The 18,889-nt window shown below is 64.2% G+C and carries 18 protein-coding genes; 8 read left to right on the top strand and 10 right to left on the bottom strand.

Annotated features, from left to right (window positions below; all coding sequences use genetic code 11):
• Positions 1-23 precede the first annotated feature (23 nt).
• The 4 genes from denD to LB559_RS29090 form a co-directional block, all read right to left on the bottom strand.
• Positions 24-1,001, bottom strand: a complete 978-nt coding sequence (gene denD / locus LB559_RS29105; RefSeq protein ID WP_024502716.1) for a D-erythronate dehydrogenase — start codon at positions 999-1,001, stop codon at positions 24-26.
• A 16-nt stretch (positions 1,002-1,017) separates the two neighbouring features.
• Entirely contained in the window at positions 1,018-1,230 is a 213-nt protein-coding gene (locus tag LB559_RS29100; protein ID WP_013529748.1) for a hypothetical protein, read from the bottom strand.
• A gap of 89 nt (positions 1,231-1,319) precedes the next feature.
• A complete protein-coding gene (locus tag LB559_RS29095) occupies positions 1,320-2,288 on the bottom strand; it encodes a cation diffusion facilitator family transporter (RefSeq protein ID WP_063168938.1) in 969 nt (322 codons plus the stop codon).
• Between the two features lie 10 nt (positions 2,289-2,298).
• Entirely contained in the window at positions 2,299-2,985 is a 687-nt protein-coding gene (locus LB559_RS29090) for a GNAT family N-acetyltransferase (RefSeq protein ID WP_013529746.1), read from the bottom strand.
• 83 nt (positions 2,986-3,068) lie between these two features.
• On the opposite strand from LB559_RS29090, the gene LB559_RS29085 reads away from it, so the two are divergent.
• Both LB559_RS29085 and LB559_RS29080 read left to right on the top strand, forming a co-directional pair.
• Positions 3,069-4,253: a pyridoxal phosphate-dependent aminotransferase gene (locus LB559_RS29085; protein WP_024502719.1), complete on the top strand. Its 1,185-nt coding sequence runs from the start codon at positions 3,069-3,071 to the stop codon at positions 4,251-4,253.
• Positions 4,254-4,406: 153 nt separating this feature from the next.
• Complete coding sequence (locus LB559_RS29080) at positions 4,407-4,781, top strand: YciI family protein (protein ID WP_224675590.1); 375 nt, start codon at positions 4,407-4,409, stop codon at positions 4,779-4,781.
• 101 nt (positions 4,782-4,882) lie between these two features.
• Here the strand turns inward: LB559_RS29080 and LB559_RS29075 are convergent, their stop codons facing one another.
• The 3 genes from LB559_RS29075 to LB559_RS29065 form a co-directional block, all read right to left on the bottom strand.
• The gene (locus LB559_RS29075; RefSeq protein ID WP_063168939.1) at positions 4,883-5,638 is read right to left on the bottom strand and encodes an SDR family oxidoreductase; all 756 of its coding nucleotides are present in this window, start codon (positions 5,636-5,638) and stop codon (positions 4,883-4,885) included.
• Between the two features lie 258 nt (positions 5,639-5,896).
• The gene (locus tag LB559_RS29070; protein WP_024502721.1) at positions 5,897-6,634 is read right to left on the bottom strand and encodes a tellurite resistance TerB family protein; all 738 of its coding nucleotides are present in this window, start codon (positions 6,632-6,634) and stop codon (positions 5,897-5,899) included.
• Between the two features lie 116 nt (positions 6,635-6,750).
• A complete protein-coding gene (locus tag LB559_RS29065) occupies positions 6,751-7,671 on the bottom strand; it encodes a rhodanese-related sulfurtransferase (protein WP_013529741.1) in 921 nt (306 codons plus the stop codon).
• A gap of 311 nt (positions 7,672-7,982) precedes the next feature.
• Between LB559_RS29065 and LB559_RS29060 the strand changes: the two genes are divergently transcribed.
• A complete protein-coding gene (locus tag LB559_RS29060; RefSeq protein ID WP_127367336.1) occupies positions 7,983-8,621 on the top strand; it encodes a 2-dehydro-3-deoxy-phosphogluconate aldolase in 639 nt (212 codons plus the stop codon).
• Positions 8,622-8,708: 87 nt separating this feature from the next.
• Here the strand turns inward: LB559_RS29060 and LB559_RS29055 are convergent, their stop codons facing one another.
• The 3 genes from LB559_RS29055 to LB559_RS29045 form a co-directional block, all read right to left on the bottom strand.
• Entirely contained in the window at positions 8,709-8,900 is a 192-nt protein-coding gene (locus tag LB559_RS29055; RefSeq protein ID WP_013529739.1) for a hypothetical protein, read from the bottom strand.
• 176 nt (positions 8,901-9,076) lie between these two features.
• Positions 9,077-10,903, bottom strand: a complete 1,827-nt coding sequence (locus tag LB559_RS29050) for a DUF882 domain-containing protein (protein WP_224675589.1) — start codon at positions 10,901-10,903, stop codon at positions 9,077-9,079.
• A gap of 409 nt (positions 10,904-11,312) precedes the next feature.
• Positions 11,313-12,848, bottom strand: coding sequence for a sigma-54-dependent transcriptional regulator (locus LB559_RS29045; protein WP_224675588.1), 1,536 nt, complete (start codon positions 12,846-12,848; stop codon positions 11,313-11,315).
• Between the two features lie 175 nt (positions 12,849-13,023).
• Here LB559_RS29045 and LB559_RS29040 point away from each other — a divergent pair, with 175 nt between their 5' ends.
• The 5 genes from LB559_RS29040 (at position 13,024) to LB559_RS29020 (ending at position 18,884) form a co-directional block, all read left to right on the top strand.
• Entirely contained in the window at positions 13,024-14,856 is a 1,833-nt protein-coding gene (locus LB559_RS29040; RefSeq protein WP_063168941.1) for a M3 family oligoendopeptidase, read from the top strand.
• A gap of 361 nt (positions 14,857-15,217) precedes the next feature.
• Positions 15,218-15,988, top strand: a complete 771-nt coding sequence (locus LB559_RS29035) for a proton-conducting membrane transporter (protein ID WP_224675587.1) — start codon at positions 15,218-15,220, stop codon at positions 15,986-15,988.
• Positions 15,989-16,170: 182 nt separating this feature from the next.
• A complete protein-coding gene (locus LB559_RS29030; RefSeq protein WP_024502728.1) occupies positions 16,171-17,316 on the top strand; it encodes an aminodeoxychorismate synthase component I in 1,146 nt (381 codons plus the stop codon).
• Positions 17,265-17,927, top strand: coding sequence for an aminotransferase class IV family protein (locus LB559_RS29025; protein ID WP_224675586.1), 663 nt, complete (start codon positions 17,265-17,267; stop codon positions 17,925-17,927). Before LB559_RS29030 ends, LB559_RS29025 begins: the two co-directional genes overlap by 52 nt.
• A 3-nt stretch (positions 17,928-17,930) precedes the next feature.
• Positions 17,931-18,884, top strand: a complete 954-nt coding sequence (locus LB559_RS29020; protein WP_224675585.1) for a heme-dependent oxidative N-demethylase family protein — start codon at positions 17,931-17,933, stop codon at positions 18,882-18,884.
• Positions 18,885-18,889: the final 5 nt, after the last annotated feature.

The following is an 18,889-nucleotide window of genomic DNA, read 5'->3' as shown; positions in this document are numbered from 1 at the left end:
CCCGACGCCACGAGGGTCGGAGTTTAACCCGCGATCTTGCCGCCGAGCTCATCCTCGATGTGAGCGCGGATGATCTCGTCAAAACTCTTTTCGGCGCTGAAGCCGAGCTCCCGCGACCGCTTTGCCTCGAAGCGCGTCGGCCAGCCCTTGACGATCGCCCAGATCGTGTCATCCGGAACCTCGCGGATCAGGCTTACCGCCTTCGGCCCGGCGATGCGTTCCAGCGCCTCGATCTGCTCGCCGACGGTGACGGCGACGCCGGGCATGGTCAGATTGCGGCGTGGCCCGACAGCGCTGCCGTCGATCCCCGCCGCATGGATCAGGAAGTTGACCGCCGAGCGCGGGCTGGCATGCGTGTGCACGACCGAGCGCGGCACCGGCAGGATCGCCTCATGGCCGCTCAACGGCTCGCGGATGATGCCCGAGAAGAAGCCGGACGCCGCCTTGTTCGGCTTGCCCGGCCGCACGCAGATGGTCGGCAGCCGGATGCCGATACCGTCGAAGAACCCGCGCCTGGAATAGTCGGCCAGCAGCGCTTCGCTCATCTGCTTCTGGGTACCATAAGAGGTCAGCGGCGTCGGATGGAAGTCATCGGGAATGACGTCCGGGAACGGCGCGCCGAACACCGCGATCGACGAGGTGAAGACGACGCGCGGCGCAAAGCCCGCCACCCGGATGGCATCGAACAGGGCGCGCGTGCCGTCGAGATTGACGCGGTAGCCGAGTTCGAAATTCGCCTCCGCCTCGCCCGATACGATGCCGGCGAGATGAAAGACGACGTCGGGGCGCGATGCGACCAGGCGCTCGGTGGCACCCGCTTCGGCGAGATCGCCGGTGTGCAGCGTGACGCTGACGCCATCCAGGCTCGGCGCCTGTGGCGGCACGATATCGTGGAGATCGAGCGCGGTGATCTTGCCCCCGCGCAGCGTCCCGTCCTTGGCCAGCCGGGCGATGAGCTTGCGGCCGACCATACCCGCGGCGCCAGTGATCAGAATGCGCATATCGAAGATCCCTTGCCTATTTACCCTGGTTTTTGCGCTGGTTGCGGGCGCGCAGCCAGAACACCGAGAAGAACGCCAGCACGAAGACGATGCCAAAGGCGCCGGCCAGCACGGTGGAAAGGCTGCCGAGTGCCAGCATCACGGTCGGCAGATAGTAGGCGCCTATTCCGAACAGCAGCATGATCCACGCGGCGGCGATGACCGCGTTCCTGGTGTCGCGGTCCATCATGCCGCGTCCGGAGGATGGGCGTTCGTCAAGCTGGTTTTCAAGGTTTTGCAACTCCTGAGGCAGGACGATCGACATCGATCGATCCGGTCCTAGTGATGGTGGTCGTGGTATGCAGCCGCTTCATGCTCGTGCCCGTGGTCGTGCTCGTCGCCATCGTCGGCGCATTGGCCGAATTCCGGTTCCACGGTGGCATGGCTGATGCCGTGCTCGCTTGCAAGCCGCTTCTTGACGGCACTCACCGCCTGATGCGCATCGACGCCCTCGTCGAGACAGGCATGCAGCGTCGCCATATTGCTGGTCCCGTCGAGCGACCAGACATGCATGTGGTGCACTTCGCGTACGCCGTGGATCGTCGTCTGGATATCCCTGGCGATCAGATCTCGGTCGAGGCTTGGCGGCACGCCCTCGAGCAGGACATGGGCGGCCTCCCGCATCAGCGACCACGCCGTGTAGAGGATCAGCAGTGAAACCAGGACCGACAGGATCGGGTCGATCGGCGTCCAGCCGGTCGCCAGGATGACCAGCGCCGCCGCGATGGCCGCCGCCGAGCCGAGCAGGTCGCCAAGCACATGCAGGATGGCGCCGCGCATGTTCAGGCTCTCGCGGTCGCCGCCATGCAGCACGAAGAACGAGCCGAGGTTCACCAGCAGGCCGAGGATCGCCACCACCAGCATCGGCCCGCCAAGCACCGGCGCCGGCGCCTGCAGGCGTCCCCAGGCCTCATAGACGATCCACAGCGCGATGACGAAGATGGCGATGCCGTTGGTATAGGCCACCAGCGTCTTGACCCGGCCGAAGCCATAGGTGAGGCGAACGGTCGCCGGCCGGCCGCCAAGATGAAACGCATACCAGGCAAGGCCGAGCGCGATCGAATCGGCGAGCATGTGGCCGGCATCGGCCAGCAGCGCCAGCGAGCCCGTGAGGATCCCGCCAAGCGCCTCGGCGACCATGAAGCCGCCGGTCAGGCAGGCTGCGATCAGAACGCGTTTCTTGTCGGTCGAGCCATGCACATGACCAGGGCCGTGACCGTGCCCGGTGTGATCGTGGGTATGTGCCAACAGTGAACTCCTAAGCGCCGAATTCCGCGCGAAAATCCTCGAGCCGTCGCTTCTGCCGGCCGTCGCCATCGAAATTGGCCGGATCGAGCCACGCCTCATAGGCACTGCGCAGCGCCGGCCATTCCTTGTCGATGATCGAATACCACGCAGTGTCGCGGTTTTCACCCTTGACGATGAGATGCTGGCGGAAAATGCCTTCGAACTTGAAGCCGAACCGCTCGGCCGCCCGCTTCGATGGCTCGTTGCGGTTGTTGCACTTCCATTCGTAGCGGCGATAGCCGAGCCCGTCGAAGATGTATTTCATGAACAGGAACTGCGCTTCGGTTGCTCCCGGCTTGCGCGAGATGAGCGGTCCCCAATAGATGTTGCCGATCTCGATGACGCCGTAGGCCGGATCGATGCGCATCAGCGTCTGGCGTCCGGCGACCTTGCCGCTGGCCTTGTCGATGACGGTGAAGAACAGCGGATCCTCGCTGGCCTCGACTTTGTCCAGCCATGGCTGGAAGGCGGCGCGGGTCTCCGGCGGATAGTCGGGCAACCAGGCGAAGCGGTCGTCGATATCGGACACGGAGGACGCTTCATAGAGGCCGTCGCCGTGTTTTGCAGCGCTTAGCGGTTCAAGCCGGACGTATCGACCGTCGATGGTCTTGCGTTCGGGCCGCGGACGCGGTTGCCAATCCTTCAGATTTTCCGACACCGAATGCTCCAATCCGTTTGACTTTTGCGGGCTGAGGCTCACAAAAACGCGACCCAACAGCAAGAACCACACGGACGGGAAAAATGCTCCACACGATTTCGGCCTTCGACCGCCTTGGCGAGGAAAACGCCTTTGCCGTGCTTGCGAGGGCCACAGCACTTGCCCAACAAGGCCGCGACATCGTCAATCTCGGCATCGGCCAGCCCGACTTCAAGACGCCGCAGCACATCGTCGAGGCGGCGATCAAGGCGCTGCGCGACGGCCATCACGGCTACACGCCGGCCAATGGCCTGCTGGCGACGCGCGAGGCGGTGGTGCGCCGCACGCTGACTACCACCGGTGTCGAGATATCGCCCGAAACGGTGATGATCCTGCCCGGCGGCAAGCCGACCATGTTCGCCGCGATCCTGATGTTCGGCGAGCCCGGCGCCGAGATCCTCTACCCGGACCCCGGCTTCCCCATCTACCGCTCGATGATCGAGTTCACGGGTGCGGCACCCATTCCCGTGCCGATGCGCGAAGAAAACGGCTTTGCCTTCTCGGCCGAGGAGACGCTGGCGCTGATCACCTCGAAGACCAGGCTGCTGATTCTCAACTCGCCCGCCAATCCGACCGGCGGCGTCACGCCTCGCGCCGAGATCGAGAAACTGGTCAAGGGGCTGGAGGCGCATCCGCAGGTCGCCATCCTCTCCGACGAGATCTACGACGTCATGACCTATGATGGCGAGACGCATTGCTCGCTGCTCGGCTTTCCCGAAATCCGCGACCGGCTGATCGTGCTCAATGGCTGGTCGAAGACCTGGGCGATGACCGGCTGGCGCATGGGCTGGTCGATCTGGCCGAATGGCGACAAGGGCGCCCATCTCTACGACAAGGTGCGCAAGCTGGCGGTCAATTGCTGGTCCTGCGTCAACGCGCCGAGCCAGTTTGCCGGCATCGCCGCCATCGACGGCCCGCAGGACGACGTCGACGAGATGATGCGCGCCTTCGACCGCCGCCGGAAGATCGTCGTCGAGGGATTGAACGCCCTGCCCAACATATCCTGCATCACGCCCAAGGGCGCGTTCTACGCCTTCCCCAACGTCTCGAAGACCGGCTGGAAGGCCAAGAAGCTCGCCTCGGCACTGCTCGACGAGGCCGGCGTGGCGCTGATCGGCGGCCCCGATTTCGGCATTCTCGGCGAAGGCTATATCAGGCTCTCCTATGCCAATTCCGAGGAGAACATCCTGCGCGCGCTGGAGCGGATCGGAGCGTTTCTGGCGAAGTGAGGTTTGAAAGCGGGCCGGTGGCCTCTTTCCGGGTGGTTGCGGCTGGCGACAATGATGGTGTCATGATCTGTCCGGACACGCACGGCCAAGGCTGGGCGGGCGTGTCGGGAACCGCTACGCTCCCTGGATCAGGATCGAAGCAGGTGACATAAAATGTTCTACGCAATCCTTGCCTATCACGTGGAAGATGCGATCAAGGCGCTGACGCCGCAGGAAGATGCAGCACTTATGGCCGACCTGCTGAAGATCAACACCCGGCTTCATGAGGAAGGCACGCTGGGGCCGTCCGCGCGTCTGGGCGCAACACAGGATGCCATCACCCTGCGCGGCCCGGGCGACGGTGTGATCATCGACGGTCCTTTCGCCGAAACCAAGGAACAGTTGCTCGGGCTCTATGTCGTCGACTGCGCCACGCGAGACGAGGCCATCGCGATCGCCCGCGACCTTCGCCGCGTCAATCCCACCGCCGTTCACGAGATCAGGCCCATTCTGCTGTTCAAGCCCGGCGTGCCGCTGGCCGGGAAATAAAACCATCCGGCTGGGTCCCCGCTGCTTCGCAGCGTCCCAGCGTTCGCCGGCCTTTCATCGTGCCACTGGCACGATGAATTCGCTTACGCGAACCGGGCTGCTCACCCACGCCCGACAAACGGCATCTTGGTCGCCATCACGGTCATGAACAGCACGTTGGCGTCGAGCGGCAGGCTGGCCATGTGGACGACGGCGTCGGCGACGCGCTGAACATCCATCACCGCTTCGGCTGCGATCGAGCCATTGGCCTGCGGCACACCGACCGTCATCGGCTGCGCCATGTCGGTCAGCGCATTGCCGATGTCGATCTGGCCGCAGGCGATGTCATAGGGCCGACCGTCGAGCGCCAGCGTCTTGGTCAGTCCGGTGATGGCATGCTTGGTCGCCGTGTAGGGCACCGAGCCTGGGCGCGGCGCATAGGCCGACACCGAACCGTTGTTGATGATGCGGCCACCCATCGGCTTCTGCTTGCGCATGGCGCCAAAGGCGGCACGGGCGCACAGGAACGAACCGGTGAGGTTGACGCCGACGATATCGTTCCACACTTCGACCGGTATCTCGTCGATCGGCGTCGATTTGTAGCCCATGCCGGCATTGTTGAAGAGCAGGTCGACACGGCCGAAGGCCGCCGCCACGGTCTCGAACAGATCGTCGACCTCGCCTGCCTTGCTGATATCGCAGGCAACCGCCAGGGCCTTGGCGTCGGTGGACCCGGCCTCAGCCACGGCTGCATCCAGCACGGATTTGCGGCGTCCGCAGAATACCGTGTTCCAGCCGGCCCTGAGCAGCGCCGTGGCGACGCTCTTGCCGATGCCCGTGCCGGCCCCGGTGACGATGGCGGTTCTTTGCTCGGTCATGGCTATTGTCCTCCGGCAGCGCTGCGCTTGCTCGACTGATTTTGGGGGGTTGGCTCGAAAAGGAAGGCATCGCAAATGACGGCGGCGATGGCAAGCGTGTCCATCCGGCCGGACCGACAAAAAGGGCGGCCATTGGCGACCGCCCCTGATCTGAACCGGGCTTGGGAGGAGGAAAAGCCGATCCGACTGTGTTGAATGATGCGCTTGCTGGGTTAATGAGCGGTTAACCCGGAAAGTGCCCCCCTGTGCCGTTTTGGCCTACCAGCGCGGATTGGGTGACGTCCCGGCCTTGGCCGGCACCTTGGCCGCCGAAACCGTCGCCTCGACATGGTCGACCAGCGCGTCCGGCAGGCCGAGCCGGCCGGCAAGCAGGTCGAGATAACCGCGCTCGGCGCGTGTGTCGGGATCGATGGTCAGGCGCGACGCCGTGTAGAGTTCGAGCTTCTGCGCATCGGTCTTGGCGCCGGCCACCAGCGTGTCGAGGTCGAGCGGGCTTGCCAGCTCCGCCATCAGGAACTTTTCGGCATCGGAGCCTATGCCGGCCAGGCTGAGCTTGCCGGCGATCTTCTGGCGCTCTTCATCGTCGATATGGCCATCGGCTTTCGCCGCCGAAATCATCGCCCGCACCAGGGTCAGCGTGAATTCGTCCTCGCCTTGCGGCGCCTGCGACGGGTGGAAGGGGGTATCCTTGGGCGGCGGCAGCAATTCCGGTTCGCCGGCCGCCGGTGCTTCCGCGGGCGCGTTGCCGGCCTTGTAATTCTGGTAGGCCTTGTAGGCGAGGCCGCCGATCGCGGCCAGTCCGCCAAGCTTCACCGCGGCGCCCGTCACGTTGCGGCCAGTACCGGTTCCGAGCAGCACCGCGGCCAGCGCACCGGCGGCCAGCGGATTGTCCTTGGCCATCTGCACGGCCTGCCCCGCCTTGTCGCGAACAGTGCCGCTGGTGCCGGGGATTTGCGAGCCGAGCAGATCGTCGAGAAGCTTCTTGGGATCGAACATTCAGTGCCTCCAGGATTTGCCCGGCCGAACGGGCGGGTTTCGAACGTCGAAGACGTAGGTCCCGAAACTTGACATTGCAATGACAGGCAGCCGCTTTGCAGCAGCACGATGCTGGATCAGGAGCCGATATGCGGCCCCCTGCCCCGCGCCTGCGCAAGCTCGACCTGGCGCTGGCGCTCGGCATAACGCTGGCGGTCCTCGTCCGAACGCGCATCGAAGCAATGCGGGCACGAAATACCGGCAGCGAATTTGGGCGACGTCAGCTCGCCCGGCGTCAGCGGGTGGCGGCAGGCGCGGCACAGTTCCGCGTCACCCTCGGCAAGGCCGTGCGACACCGAAACCCGCTCGTCGAAGACGAAGCACTCGCCTTGCCAGAGGCTCTGTTCGGCCGGAACCTCCTCGAGGTATTTGAGGATACCGCCCTTGAGATGGAAGACATCCTCGAAGCCGAGCGATTTGACATAGGCGGTTGCCTTTTCGCAGCGTATGCCGCCGGTGCAGAACATCGCAACCTTGCGGCCTTCGAGCTCCGCCCGGTGCGTTTCCACCCAGGCCGGGAACTCGCGAAAGCTTGCGGTGGCCGGGTCGATCGCACCCTTGAACGTGCCGATCGACACCTCATAGGCGTTGCGCGTGTCGATGATGACAGTGCCGGGCTGCGAAATCAGAGCGTTCCAGTCGGCCGGCGCGACGTAGGTGCCGGCACTTTTCGAAGGATCGATGTCATCGACACCCATGGTGACGATCTCGCGCTTCAGCCGCACCTTCATGCGATGGAACGGCATGTCCGCGGCCGCGCTGTACTTGACCTCGAGTCCGGCAAGCCCTTCGATGGCTTCGAGATACGCGATCAGTTCGGCAATTGCCGTCTCGCTGCCGGCGACGGTGCCGTTGATGCCTTCATGCGCCAGCAGCAGCGTGCCCTTTATGCCGCGCCCGCAGCAGAATGCGGCGAGCGGCGCGCGCAGTTCTTCGAAAGCGTCGAGCCGGGCAAACCGGTAGAGCGCGGCGACGCGAAGGAGTGGAAGTGATGTCATTGCCGAAGCCACTAGACGCTCGAGCAAGCCGATTCAAGGCAAAGCAGGCATCCTGTTCGGCGGGTCACTGGCGCAAATCTGCACCATGGGCGAATTTGTACCATAGCTGAGATCAGGGAGTCAAGAAAAAATTCCTATCCTGAAAAGCCACCGGGACAAAAGCTGTCGGCACCATCGAGCCGGCAGCCACCCTTGTCAACTTGGGCTTGGCGAGCATGGGTGACGCGTGACATCGCGACACGGCCGGTTTCGTGGACAGGAAAACGGCCTTCTGCTAATCGGTTGAATTGTCCCACGCCACGGAGAGACACATGCCCAGCAAGACCGAAAAACTTCTGTCGCTCCTCAACGGCCAGCCCGTCATCCCGGTGCTGAAGATCTCCGATGTCGCCAATGCCGTGCCGCTGGCCCGCGCTCTGGCGCGCGGCGGCCTGCCTGCGATCGAGATCACGCTGAGGACCGCCGACGCGCTGGAAGCGATCCGGCGGGTCGCTGGTGAAGTCGAGGAAGCCATCGTCGGCGCCGGCACCATTCTCGATGCCAGGCAGTTCGAAGAGGCTGCCGCCGCGGGCTCGCGCTTCATCGTCAGCCCCGGCATCACCCGCGAGCTTCTGTCGGCAGCCGCCGCCAGCGATGTTCCGCTGCTGCCCGGTGCGATCACCCCCGGCGAGATCATGGCCGCGCGCGAAGCCGGCTTGCGCTTCCTGAAATTCTTCCCGGCCGAGCAGTCGGGCGGCATCGCTTCGCTGAAGGCCTTCGCCTCGCCGCTCGCCGATGTGAAATTCTGCCCGACCGGCGGCATCTCGGCCAAGAACGCAGCTGACTATCTCAGCCTGCCCAACGTGGTCTGCGTCGGCGGCTCCTGGGTGGCGCCCGACGACCTCGTCAAGGCCGGCAAATGGGACGAGATCGAAGCCTTGGCGCGCGCGGCGAGCAAGCTCGCAAAATAAGGCTTTCATGGCGGCATGGAAAAACCCGGCCGACTTGCGTCGACCGGGTTTCCGCCGGATGTTTTTTCCAGGCCTGCCTTGGCTGGATCAGTTGCAGACCCTGACTTCCCTGACCACCCTATGATGATGCTTCCAGGTCGTGACAACCTTGGTCCGGCAGTGCTTCTTCATGTGCATGTGATCGTGGGTCTTGACGACAATGGTTTCGGCCTGCGTAGGGGCGATGGCCGCCGAAGCGGTTGCCAACGCGATGACCGATGCCAGTAGAATCTTCTTCATGGGTATCCCCGGGTTTGAACGAACGAGGGAGAAACCGTTGACGGCCCGAGGCGTTCCACGATCACGGCAATGTCAGGCCGGTGTGATCGGAAGCCGGCGGGCCGCGCGACCGGATCCGGCCACGCAGCAAAAAGCCGCGCTGGTTGCCCGGCGCGGCTTTGTCGATTGGTTTGCCGTCATTTGGTCTGGAAGCGGGCTACCGACATGAACTTGACGGCGTTGCCGGTGAAGCGATTGGCATCGGCCACCTGGCTGCTCGGCTGGAAGCCAGCGGTGTAGACCTCGCTCGGCGGCGTGTGCACGATGCTGTAGGCGTAACCCGGCGCCGTCGTCGCGCTTGAAACGGTGGCGACCTGCTCGCCGCTGGTCAAGGCCCAACGGGCGGCCTGCGGTGCGGCTGCGACCACCATGGCCTTGGGGCCTGGCTTCAGGTCGCGGGCGGTGGCTCTCGATTCCTTGCGCGTCGTCTTGACGCCGGCGCCGATCGCGGCGGCCGGATCGGAACCGACTGGGCGGGCCACGACAGCATCGCGCGGCGATGCGGTGTTGGTGCCCGGATCGTTGAACGCCGAACGCGGCTCGGACCCGGACAAGGAAGCAAGCTGGTAATCGGCCGCACCGACCTGGGCATTGGCCTCGTCGAGCACGGCCTTGACCGCGTCCGGCCTGGCCATCTCGGGCCGCGCCGTCGGCAGCACCGAGAACGCATCGGTCGCGGTCTTGCCTTGGTCGGCCGTCTCGGCCAGCGCCATCAGCACATCCTTGCTGGGCGGCGCAGCCAGAGCGGCCGGCAGCGAATTGTCGGGACGCCATGTCGGCAACGGTATGTTGTTGACCGCGACCTGGGTCGCATCAGCCGAAGCCGTTGCATCGGCCATGCCGAAAGGAACGCTCGCCGGCGCATGCGCGGTCGCCACGGCCTGCTCGGTGGTGGCTGTCGCCTCCGCCATCGCGAAGGGAACATTCTCAGGCTGCTGCGCGCCGACATCGGCTTTCGGCCGCGGTGCGAAATCCGGCAGCGGAATGCTTCGGGCCGGCAATGCCGCGATGATCGTCTCCGGCGTGTCCTCTTCCGGCTCCCGAGCCTGCTGTTCGGTCACCTGCGGAATCTCGGCGCGCCGCGCATTCTCCGGCGCCACGATGGCGATGCCCGGGAGGTTGCTGGTCTTGGCCGCCGCTGCCGGCTTCAGGTTTCTCGCCTTGGGCGGGGGGGCGGCCGAAGCGGTCTCGACATCGGCGCTGTCGTCGGCCTCGTCGTCGCCGCCGCCACCGAAGAAAGCCGACAGGAATCCACCCGATTTCTTGCTGCTGCCGCCGGCACTGGCCATCTCGATGGCCGGCGAGCCTGAACCCTTGCGCGCCTTGTAGGAGGCGAGCGCCTGCTCAAAGCCGGGCAGCGGCCTGCCGTCGCTCGGCACATGCAGCGTCTTGCCATTGGGGAACAGGGAGACCAGTTCCTGGCGGCTGATACCGGGCCAATGGCGCACATTGCCGACATCCATATGGACGAACGGCGAACCGGATGACGGATAGTAGCCGACGCCACCGCCCTGCATCTTGAGGCCGATGTTGCGCAGCTTCTTCAGCGGCACGCCGGGAATATAGAAATCCATCGCCTTGCCGAGCATGTGCTGGCTCTTCTCGGCCACGCCCCTGCTGCGGCTGCGCAGCATCGAGTTCGTCGACGGCGAGCGATAGCCGCAGACGACCTGGATGTAGTCCGTGGCACCTGCTTCCCGATACGCCTCCCAGACGAGATCCAGCAGGCGCGGATCCATCTTGGTCGGCTCGTTGCGACGCCAGTCGCGCAAAATGATGTTGATCTTCCGGAGACCTTCGGGGACGTAGCGGCCGTTGCGCTTGTAGACGATCTCGGCCTTCTCATGGGTGTGGAGATGATAAAGCTTCAGCGACCGTGTTTCGGCGCTGGCTCCGCTCGCAGCCGCGGCAACAAAACCAAAAGCGACAACCAACACTGCCAGCCACTTCGGCCAGACGCTCAAATGATGGTGCCGCCTGTTTGTGTGTCGTTCGATTCTGTTCAAATCAAAAGGCCTTGCAGGCTGCCGTTTGTCCCCGGATTTGTCCAAACGGATGTGGCATTAGCACACCCGAATATCGATCCTAATGGTTAATCATCGCTTATTGAAGCCGAAATGCGGTAACACCGTGGCGATATCCCGTCAAAAATTGTTCACAAGGTTTCTTGGTAAACCGCTGGTTTAGATCAGATTTTCGCCTTCGCCCCGAACACGATCTGTTACCGCTAGCCTTAATGCGTGAACAGAGCTGTCCACGAGACAGCCACAATGCCGCCGAAACGGCGATACAAGGCCCGTTGTGGCATTGCAAGCTGGCGCCGGCCTTGTGGCAAAGCCGGAAGCCGGGCCAAAGCTCAGCCCGGCATCGCCCTTAGGAGGCTAGTCGATCGACGCGGCCTGTCTCCGGATCGATGCCGTGTTCCTTGAGCTTGCGATAGAGCGTCGAGCGGCCGATGCCGAGTCGGCGGGCGACTTCGCTCATCTGTCCGTTGTAGTGATCGATGGCAAGCTTGATCATCTCGAGTTCGACATCGGCAAGTGCCCGCACATTGCCGCGCTCGTCGAGCGCCCGCAACGTGCCGAAGCGAGGCTGCAGCCTTGCCGGCGGATCGAACGCGATTGCCGGGCCGCCCTCGCCGAGCAAGGCTTCGTCATCGCGCGCCTGCAAAGGCAAGGACGGCGACGGCGCGTCGCCATCCATATCGAGGTTGACGGTGCCTTCCACTTGCGCCCGGATCTGCGGGAAGTCCTCCGCGGTTAACATATCGCCTTCGCAAAGCACCGAGGCGCGAAAGACGGCGTTTTCGAGCTGCCGGATGTTTCCGGGCCAGTCATAGGCCTGCAGCACCGCGAGCGCTGCCGCCGAAATACCTTGCAGGCGACGGTGCGGGTCGGCCGGCGCGACCTTCTCCATGAAATGGGTGACCAGATATGGGATGTCGTCGCGGCGGTCGCGCAGCGGCGGCACGAAGATCGGATAGACGTTCAGCCGGTAGAACAGATCCTCGCGGAACTTGCCGTCCTTGACCTGCTGCAGGAGGTTGCGGTGCGTCGCCGAAATCAGCCTGATGTCGACCCTGACGGTCGAGCGCCCACCGACCGGGTCGACCTCGCCGTCCTGGACCGCACGCAACAGCTTGACCTGCACGTCGAGCGGCAGGTCGCCGATCTCGTCGAGAAACAGCGTGCCCGAATGCGCTTCGACGAACTTGCCGGTGTGCTTGTCGGTGGCCCCGGTGAACGAGCCCTTCTCGTGACCGAACAGGATCGATTCGACCAGATTGTCTGGAATGGCGCCGCAATTGACGGTGACGAAGGGCTTCGTGCGGCGGTCGCCACTGCCCTGGATGGCGCGCGCCACCAGTTCCTTGCCGACGCCGGACTCGCCCTCGATCAGGATCGGAATGTTGGATGCCGCCGCTTTCTGGCCAAGACGGATCACCCTGTCGATGGCCGGGCTGTGCGTGATCATGTCCTTGAAGGTCAGGAGGCCGCCGCGCCGGCGCGATGTGCGCTTGACCTCGCCCTCGACGGCCTCGACCTTGAGCGCATTGCCGATCGACGCCTGCAGCCTGTCGGGAGACGCCGGCTTGACGACGAAATCGAAGGCGCCATGACGCATCGCCGAAACCACGGTCTCGATTCCGCCCTGCGCGGTTTGCACGATCGCCGGCACGTTGATGTCGCGCTCGCGCATCGCCTTCAGCACGCCGATACCGTCGAGACCGGGCATGACCAGATCGAGGATGACCACCGACACCTCGCGGGCGCCGGGTCCATCGAGGATGTCGAGAGCGGCCGCGCCGCCGTCGACCACGATTGCGCTGTAGCCGAACCGCGTCACCGCCGCTTCGAGCAGCCGGCGTTGCACCGGATCGTCATCGACTATGAGTATGGAACCTGTCATGACTGGTGTGACTGCCCGCCCGAGGAATTCTGCCCTGTGGACCATCTTGGCACAGGGTTCTAAATAAGGTTTCAAAAAACCCGGTGAATGAATTCCTTAGGATTTGACCGGCTTCTCGTTTCTCCTTGAACCTTGGCCACGGAAGGTGTCGGCAATGCATAGGGATTCTGGGTACATGGTTTCCGCACGGCGGCTGGCGGCGCCGGCGTCGGGTCAAGGCGCGGCCGAGCTGGGCGACCTGCCGGAATGGAACCTTGCCGACCTCTATGCCGGCATGGACGCGCCGGAGCTGAAGCGCGACATCGCCAAGGCCGCCACCGATGCCACCAGTTTCGAGAGCCGCTGGAAGGGTACGCTGGCCGCCGAAGCCGAGCGCGGCGGCGCCGGCAGGCTGGGCGAGGCGCTTGTCGCCTACGAGGCGCTGGAGGAACTGATCGGCCGCATCGTCTCCTATGCGGGACTGGTTTATGCCGGAAACACCGCCGATCCCCAGCGCGCCAAGCTCTATGGCGACATCCAGGAGAAGATGACCGACGCCAGCGCGCACCTTCTGTTCTTCGCGCTCGAACTCAACCTGATCGACGATGCGTCGATCGAAGGCGCGCTCGCCGGCGATCCCGCCTTTGGCCACTATCGGCCATGGGTGCTCGATCTGCGCAAGGACAAGCCTTACCAGCTCGAGGACCGCGTCGAGCAGCTCTTCCACGAAAAGTCGATCACCGGACGCGGCGCCTGGAACCGCCTGTTCGACGAGACGATGACTGACCTTCGCTTCCACATCGACGGCGAGGAACTGACGTTGGAGCCGGCGCTGAACCGTCTGCAGGACGCCGACGGCGAGGTGCGCCGCCGGGCGTCCGAGGCGCTGGCCACGACCTTCCGCAAGAACTTGCGCACCTTCACGCTGATCACCAACACGCTGGCCAAGGACAAGGAGATATCCGACCGCTGGCGTGGCTTCGAGGACATCGCCGATTCACGCCATCTGGCCAACCGCGTCGAGCGCAGTGTGGTGGACGCCTTGGCCTCCGCCGTTCGCGATGCCTATCCGCGCCTCTCGCACCGCTACTACGCGATGAAGGCACGCTGGCTGGGCATGGAGGTGATGAACCATTGGGACCGCAACGCGCCATTGCCGGATACGCCCCAGGCGATCATCGGCTGGGACGAGGCCAGGAACACCGTGCTGTCCGCCTATCAGCGCTTTTCGCCCGACATGGCCGAGATCGCGCGAACCTTCTTCGACCGCAACTGGATCGACGCGCCGGTGCGGCCCGGCAAGTCGCCTGGCGCCTTCGCGCATCCGACCGTACCGTCGGCGCATCCCTATGTCCTGCTCAACTACATGGGCAAGCCGCGCGATGTGATGACGCTGGCGCACGAGCTTGGCCATGGCGTGCATCAGGTGCTGGCCGGCGGCCAGGGTGCGCTGATGGCCTCGACGCCGCTGACGCTGGCCGAGACGGCATCGGTCTTCGGCGAGATGCTGACCTTCCGCTCGCTGCTCGACCAGACCACCGACCGGCGCGAGCGCAAGGCCATGCTCGCCCAGAAGGTCGAGGACATGATCAACACGGTCGTGCGCCAGATCGCCTTCTATGAATTCGAGCGCAAGGTGCATGCCGAACGCAAGAACGGCGAACTGACCTCCGACAGGCTCGGTCAGTTCTGGCTCGAAGTGCAGGCCGAAAGTCTGGGTCCCGCCATCAAGCTGCGCGAAGGCTACGAGGTGTTCTGGACCTACATCCCGCACTTCATCCATTCGCCCTTTTATGTCTATGCCTATGCTTTCGGCGACTGCCTGGTGAACTCGCTCTACGCGGTCTACCAGAACGCCGAGCGCGGCTTTCAGGACAAGTATTTCGAAATGCTGCGCGCCGGCGGCACCAAACATCATTCCGAGCTTCTGGCGCCCTTCGGGCTCGACGCCACCGATCCCGCCTTCTGGCAGATCGGACTTGGCGTCATCGGTGGCCTGATCGACGAGCTGGAAGCGCTCGACACTTGAAATGCGCCCCCAGGCGTCGCTCTAACAGTTTAGCCGGAATGCATGTTGGGACAGCTCTACTATCGCCCTAAATATCTGTTCTTGAAGTACTCTCCACCGAAGTTTTCCGATAGCTTTCCACAAGCTCTATGATAGCCTTCGCTCCAAGCTCAGCCGGAGCGCATGCGGATCGGCGAGGAGAAATCTCAGCCGGCCGTGGCGCTCAGGCGAACGCGACAACGGCCGTTGGCCATGGGCAAGCAAAGCCGATCGCCGACAGCTCGAACCGAAGCCGGCTGTTCTGCTTACCGCGGAACCACCAAGAGTAGTCCTTCGCCGAAGATCATGACCCACGGCAGACGGATCTGACTGGAGAGAGACAATGGGCACTTTTTTCTACGTGGTCCTGGCGTTCCTGATAGGCGTATTGGTCGGCTGGTTCCTTTGGGGGCGCCTGCGCGGTGAACTCGACAGCTTGCGCGGCGATCTCGACCGTACACGCAGCGAACGCGACAGGCTGCGCACCGACAGCGACCGCCTGACCGGCGAACTCGATGCATGCGGCAAGACCCGCGCCGACCTTGAGCGCCGGCTGCGCGAAGCGTCGGCCGCACCTGCCGCCGGAAGCAGCGCGGCAAAACCGGCAAGCCAGGCGCCGGCGGCCCTGATGTCGACCCCCGCGACGGCCAAATCCGCCACCACAAAGCCCGCGACGGCCAAACCGGCCGCTGCGAAAGCGGTCTCTGCCAAGGCGGTCCCTGCCAAGGCGGTCCCTGCCAAGGCGGTCCCTGCCAAGCCGGCGGCGAAACCCGCCGCCACCAAAACCTCGGCTCCAGCCAAATCCGCAACGAGCAAGCCTGCAACAGTCAAGCCTGCAACAGCCAAGCCAGCATCCGGAAAGCCCGACAATCTGCGTCGGCTGATCGGTATCGGTCCGGTCAATGAGAAACTGCTCAAGGCACAAGGCGTCACCAGCTTCGCCCAGATCGCGTCCTGGACAGCGGCCGATATCAAACGGATCGAAGACGTCATGAATTTCGATGGCCGCATCGCGCGCGAACGCTGGATCGAGCAGGCCAAGCTGCTCGCCGCCGGCAACGAGAAGGAATTCGCCAAGCAGTTTCCAACAGCCGGAACCTCCAGCAACAGCTGATCGCCAGGCACGACCTGAAGATTGCAAGCGGCGGCGCCATATCGGCGTCGCCGTTTGCTCTTGGTTCCTGAGTTGGCCCAAAGGTCGGCTTTAAGAGGCAGCGTGCCGTTCCCTCGATTGCGCGCGGGCGGCACCCCATATAGAGCGGTTGATGGCTTCATTGACCGCAGCATTCGGTGCCCATGTCCCTGCCCGCCGCAATTTTTCGCAATGACAAAAGCGCGCGCCAGCTCGTTTTCGACCGGCCGGCCGATATCATCGTGGCGCACGACGCAGGCGATTTCGGGCCGGCTCTGGAAGCAGCACAAGCCGCGCATGATGCAGGCAAATGGCTTGCCGGCTATTTCTCGTATGAGGCGGGCTACCTGCTCGAACCCAAGCTCGTTCCCCTGCTGCCGAACGGACGCCGCGCTCCACTCGTGTGCCTCGGGGTTTTCGATGCCCCGGTCGAACAGGCGGTGCCGCCGCGCAATACGGCGGCGACCAATGGCCCGATCTTCGACGCCCGTGCGACGTGGTCGCCCGAGGATTATGAAAAACGCTTCTCGCGGCTGCACCAGCACATCCGGCAAGGTGATTGCTACCAGGGCAATTTGACCTTTCCCGTGCATGCGCAATGGTCAGGCGAGCCGCTGGCCGCCTTCGATGCGTTGACTGAACGTCAGCCGGTGAAATATGGCGCGCTGATCGCGCTCGGTGAACCCATCGTGCTGTCGCGCTCGCCTGAACTGTTCTTCGAGATCGACGCCGAGGGCATGATCGAGACGCATCCGATGAAGGGAACGGCGCCGCGCGGCGCCACCAAAGCCGAAGACGAACGGCAGAAGATCTTCCTGCGCAATGACGAGAAAAACCAGGCCGAAAACCGGATGATCGTCGATCTCCTGCGCAACGATATCTCGCTGATCAGCGAGGTGGGCACGCTGGACGTGCCGGCGCTGTTCCGCATCGAGACTTACCCGACCGTGCATCAGATGGTGAGCGACGTCAGGGCCAAACTGCTGCCGGGTCTCTCTATCCGCCAGATCTTCGCGGCGCTGTTTCCTTGCGGTTCGATCACCGGGGCGCCTAAGATCCGTGCCATGGAGATCCTGCGCGACCTGGAAGGCACGCCCCGCGATGCCTATTGCGGCGCCATAGGCTGGATCGCGCCCGGCGGCCCGATGCGCTTTTCCGTGGCGATCCGCACCATCTCGCTCTTTTCGGGCGGCGAGGCCGTCTACAATGTCGGAGGCGGCGTCGTCTTCGATTCGACGGCGCAGGAGGAGTATCAGGAGTGTCTGCTGAAAGCGCGCTTCGCGACGGGAACACCGCCGACTTTCAGTTGATCGAGACCATGCGCTGGGAACCCGGCTCGGGCTTCCTGCGCTTCGATCGTCATCTTGCGCGCCTCTATGGCTCGGCGGCGGAACTCGGCTTCCGCTGTGATCCAGGCACGGTCGGCGAGGCGCTGAGCAGCGCGGTCGGCGGTTCCGGCGTTGCCATGCGCACGCGCCTCGTCCTGTCGCACGATGGCGAGGTGACGGCCTCGGCGCAGCCTTATGAACCGCTCGCCGCCGACAAGGTCTGGATGCTGCGGCTGGCGCGGACGAGGCTCGATTCGAACGACACGCTGCTGCGCCACAAGACCAGCCGGCGACAGCTTTACACGCGTGCCCGTGCCGGACACCTCATCACGCAGGCCGACGAGGTGCTTATGGCCAACGAGCGTGGCGAGATCTGTGAAGGCACGATCACCAATGTCTTTGCCGATCTCGGCGACGGCGTGCTGGCGACGCCCCGGCTCGATTGCGGCCTGCTGCCTGGCGTATTGCGCGCGCAGCTTCTGGATGAAGGCCGCGCCCGCGAAGCGATCTACAGCTTGGACGATCTGAAATCCGCCAAGTCCCTGTTCGTCGGCAATTCGCTGCGCGGACTGATCCCCGCAAGACTGACCTGAGACATGACGTCCGTGCCCACTCACACACCCCCAAAACATACGCTGCCCACCCACACGCCCTATGACGGCTCGTCGAAACTGTTCAGCATCGGGCTGAAGCCGCTCGACCCGGCGGCCTGGATCGAGGTCGACGGCCATCTGCTGCCGTATCTCGCCGAAAAGCACCGGCTCTATGCCGAAATCCCAGAGCGCATTTTCGTCGAGGAGGACGGCACGCGGGACGCCCAGCAGGAAGTGCTCGACTTGCTCGCCGCGCATCTCCCGGAGAGGTTCCCCGAAACCCATCGGCTCGGCGGATCAGGCGTCGAGGTGGCGGGCGCGGCGAGCCGTCTGCCTGCTTCCCTCGCCGATGCGCCGCTGGCCAAAGCCTCACTGCTCGTCCAGGAAGACCTGATCCTGATGCGCAGCAGTGACAGCGGCTGGCGGCTGGTCGCCGGCTCGCTCTGCTTTCCCTCCTCCTGGTCGCTCCTGGAAAAGTTCTGCAAGCCGCTGCAGGACATCCACGCGCCGGTGCCGGGTTTCGGCCCGGGCACGCGTCCGGCGGAACTCATAAACCGGATGTTCGATGGCCTTCAGGGGCAGGCCGTCGAGCGCTACAACTGGTCGATCCAGGCCGACAACGCGCTCTACCATCCGCTCTCCGACCTGCAGCGCATCGACCGCGCCACCAACCGGCCGTCGCGCTTTCCCGATGGCGACATCGACGCCCGTGCCTTCATTCGCGTCGAGCGGCAAACCCTACGCAAACTGCCTGTTTCACGCGATATCCTGTTCACCATCCGCATCCATCTCGATCCGCTCGCCGTGCTGGCCAGGCACCCTGATCGGGCGAAGCTCGCGGTGTCTTTCGCCGCCCAGCTCGAAGCACTCGATCTCGCCCAGCTCGACTACAAGGGCCTGACATCGGACCGTGATCGGCTGATGACGGTCCTTAACCACATGGCCAATGACGACTGATCGCT

The organism is Mesorhizobium sp. BR1-1-3 (assembly GCF_020165455.1).
Lineage (GTDB): Bacteria > Pseudomonadota > Alphaproteobacteria > Rhizobiales > Rhizobiaceae > Mesorhizobium > Mesorhizobium ciceri.
The sequence above is the reverse complement of the archived record's forward strand: the minus strand, read 5'-3'. Positions and strand labels throughout refer to the sequence as shown.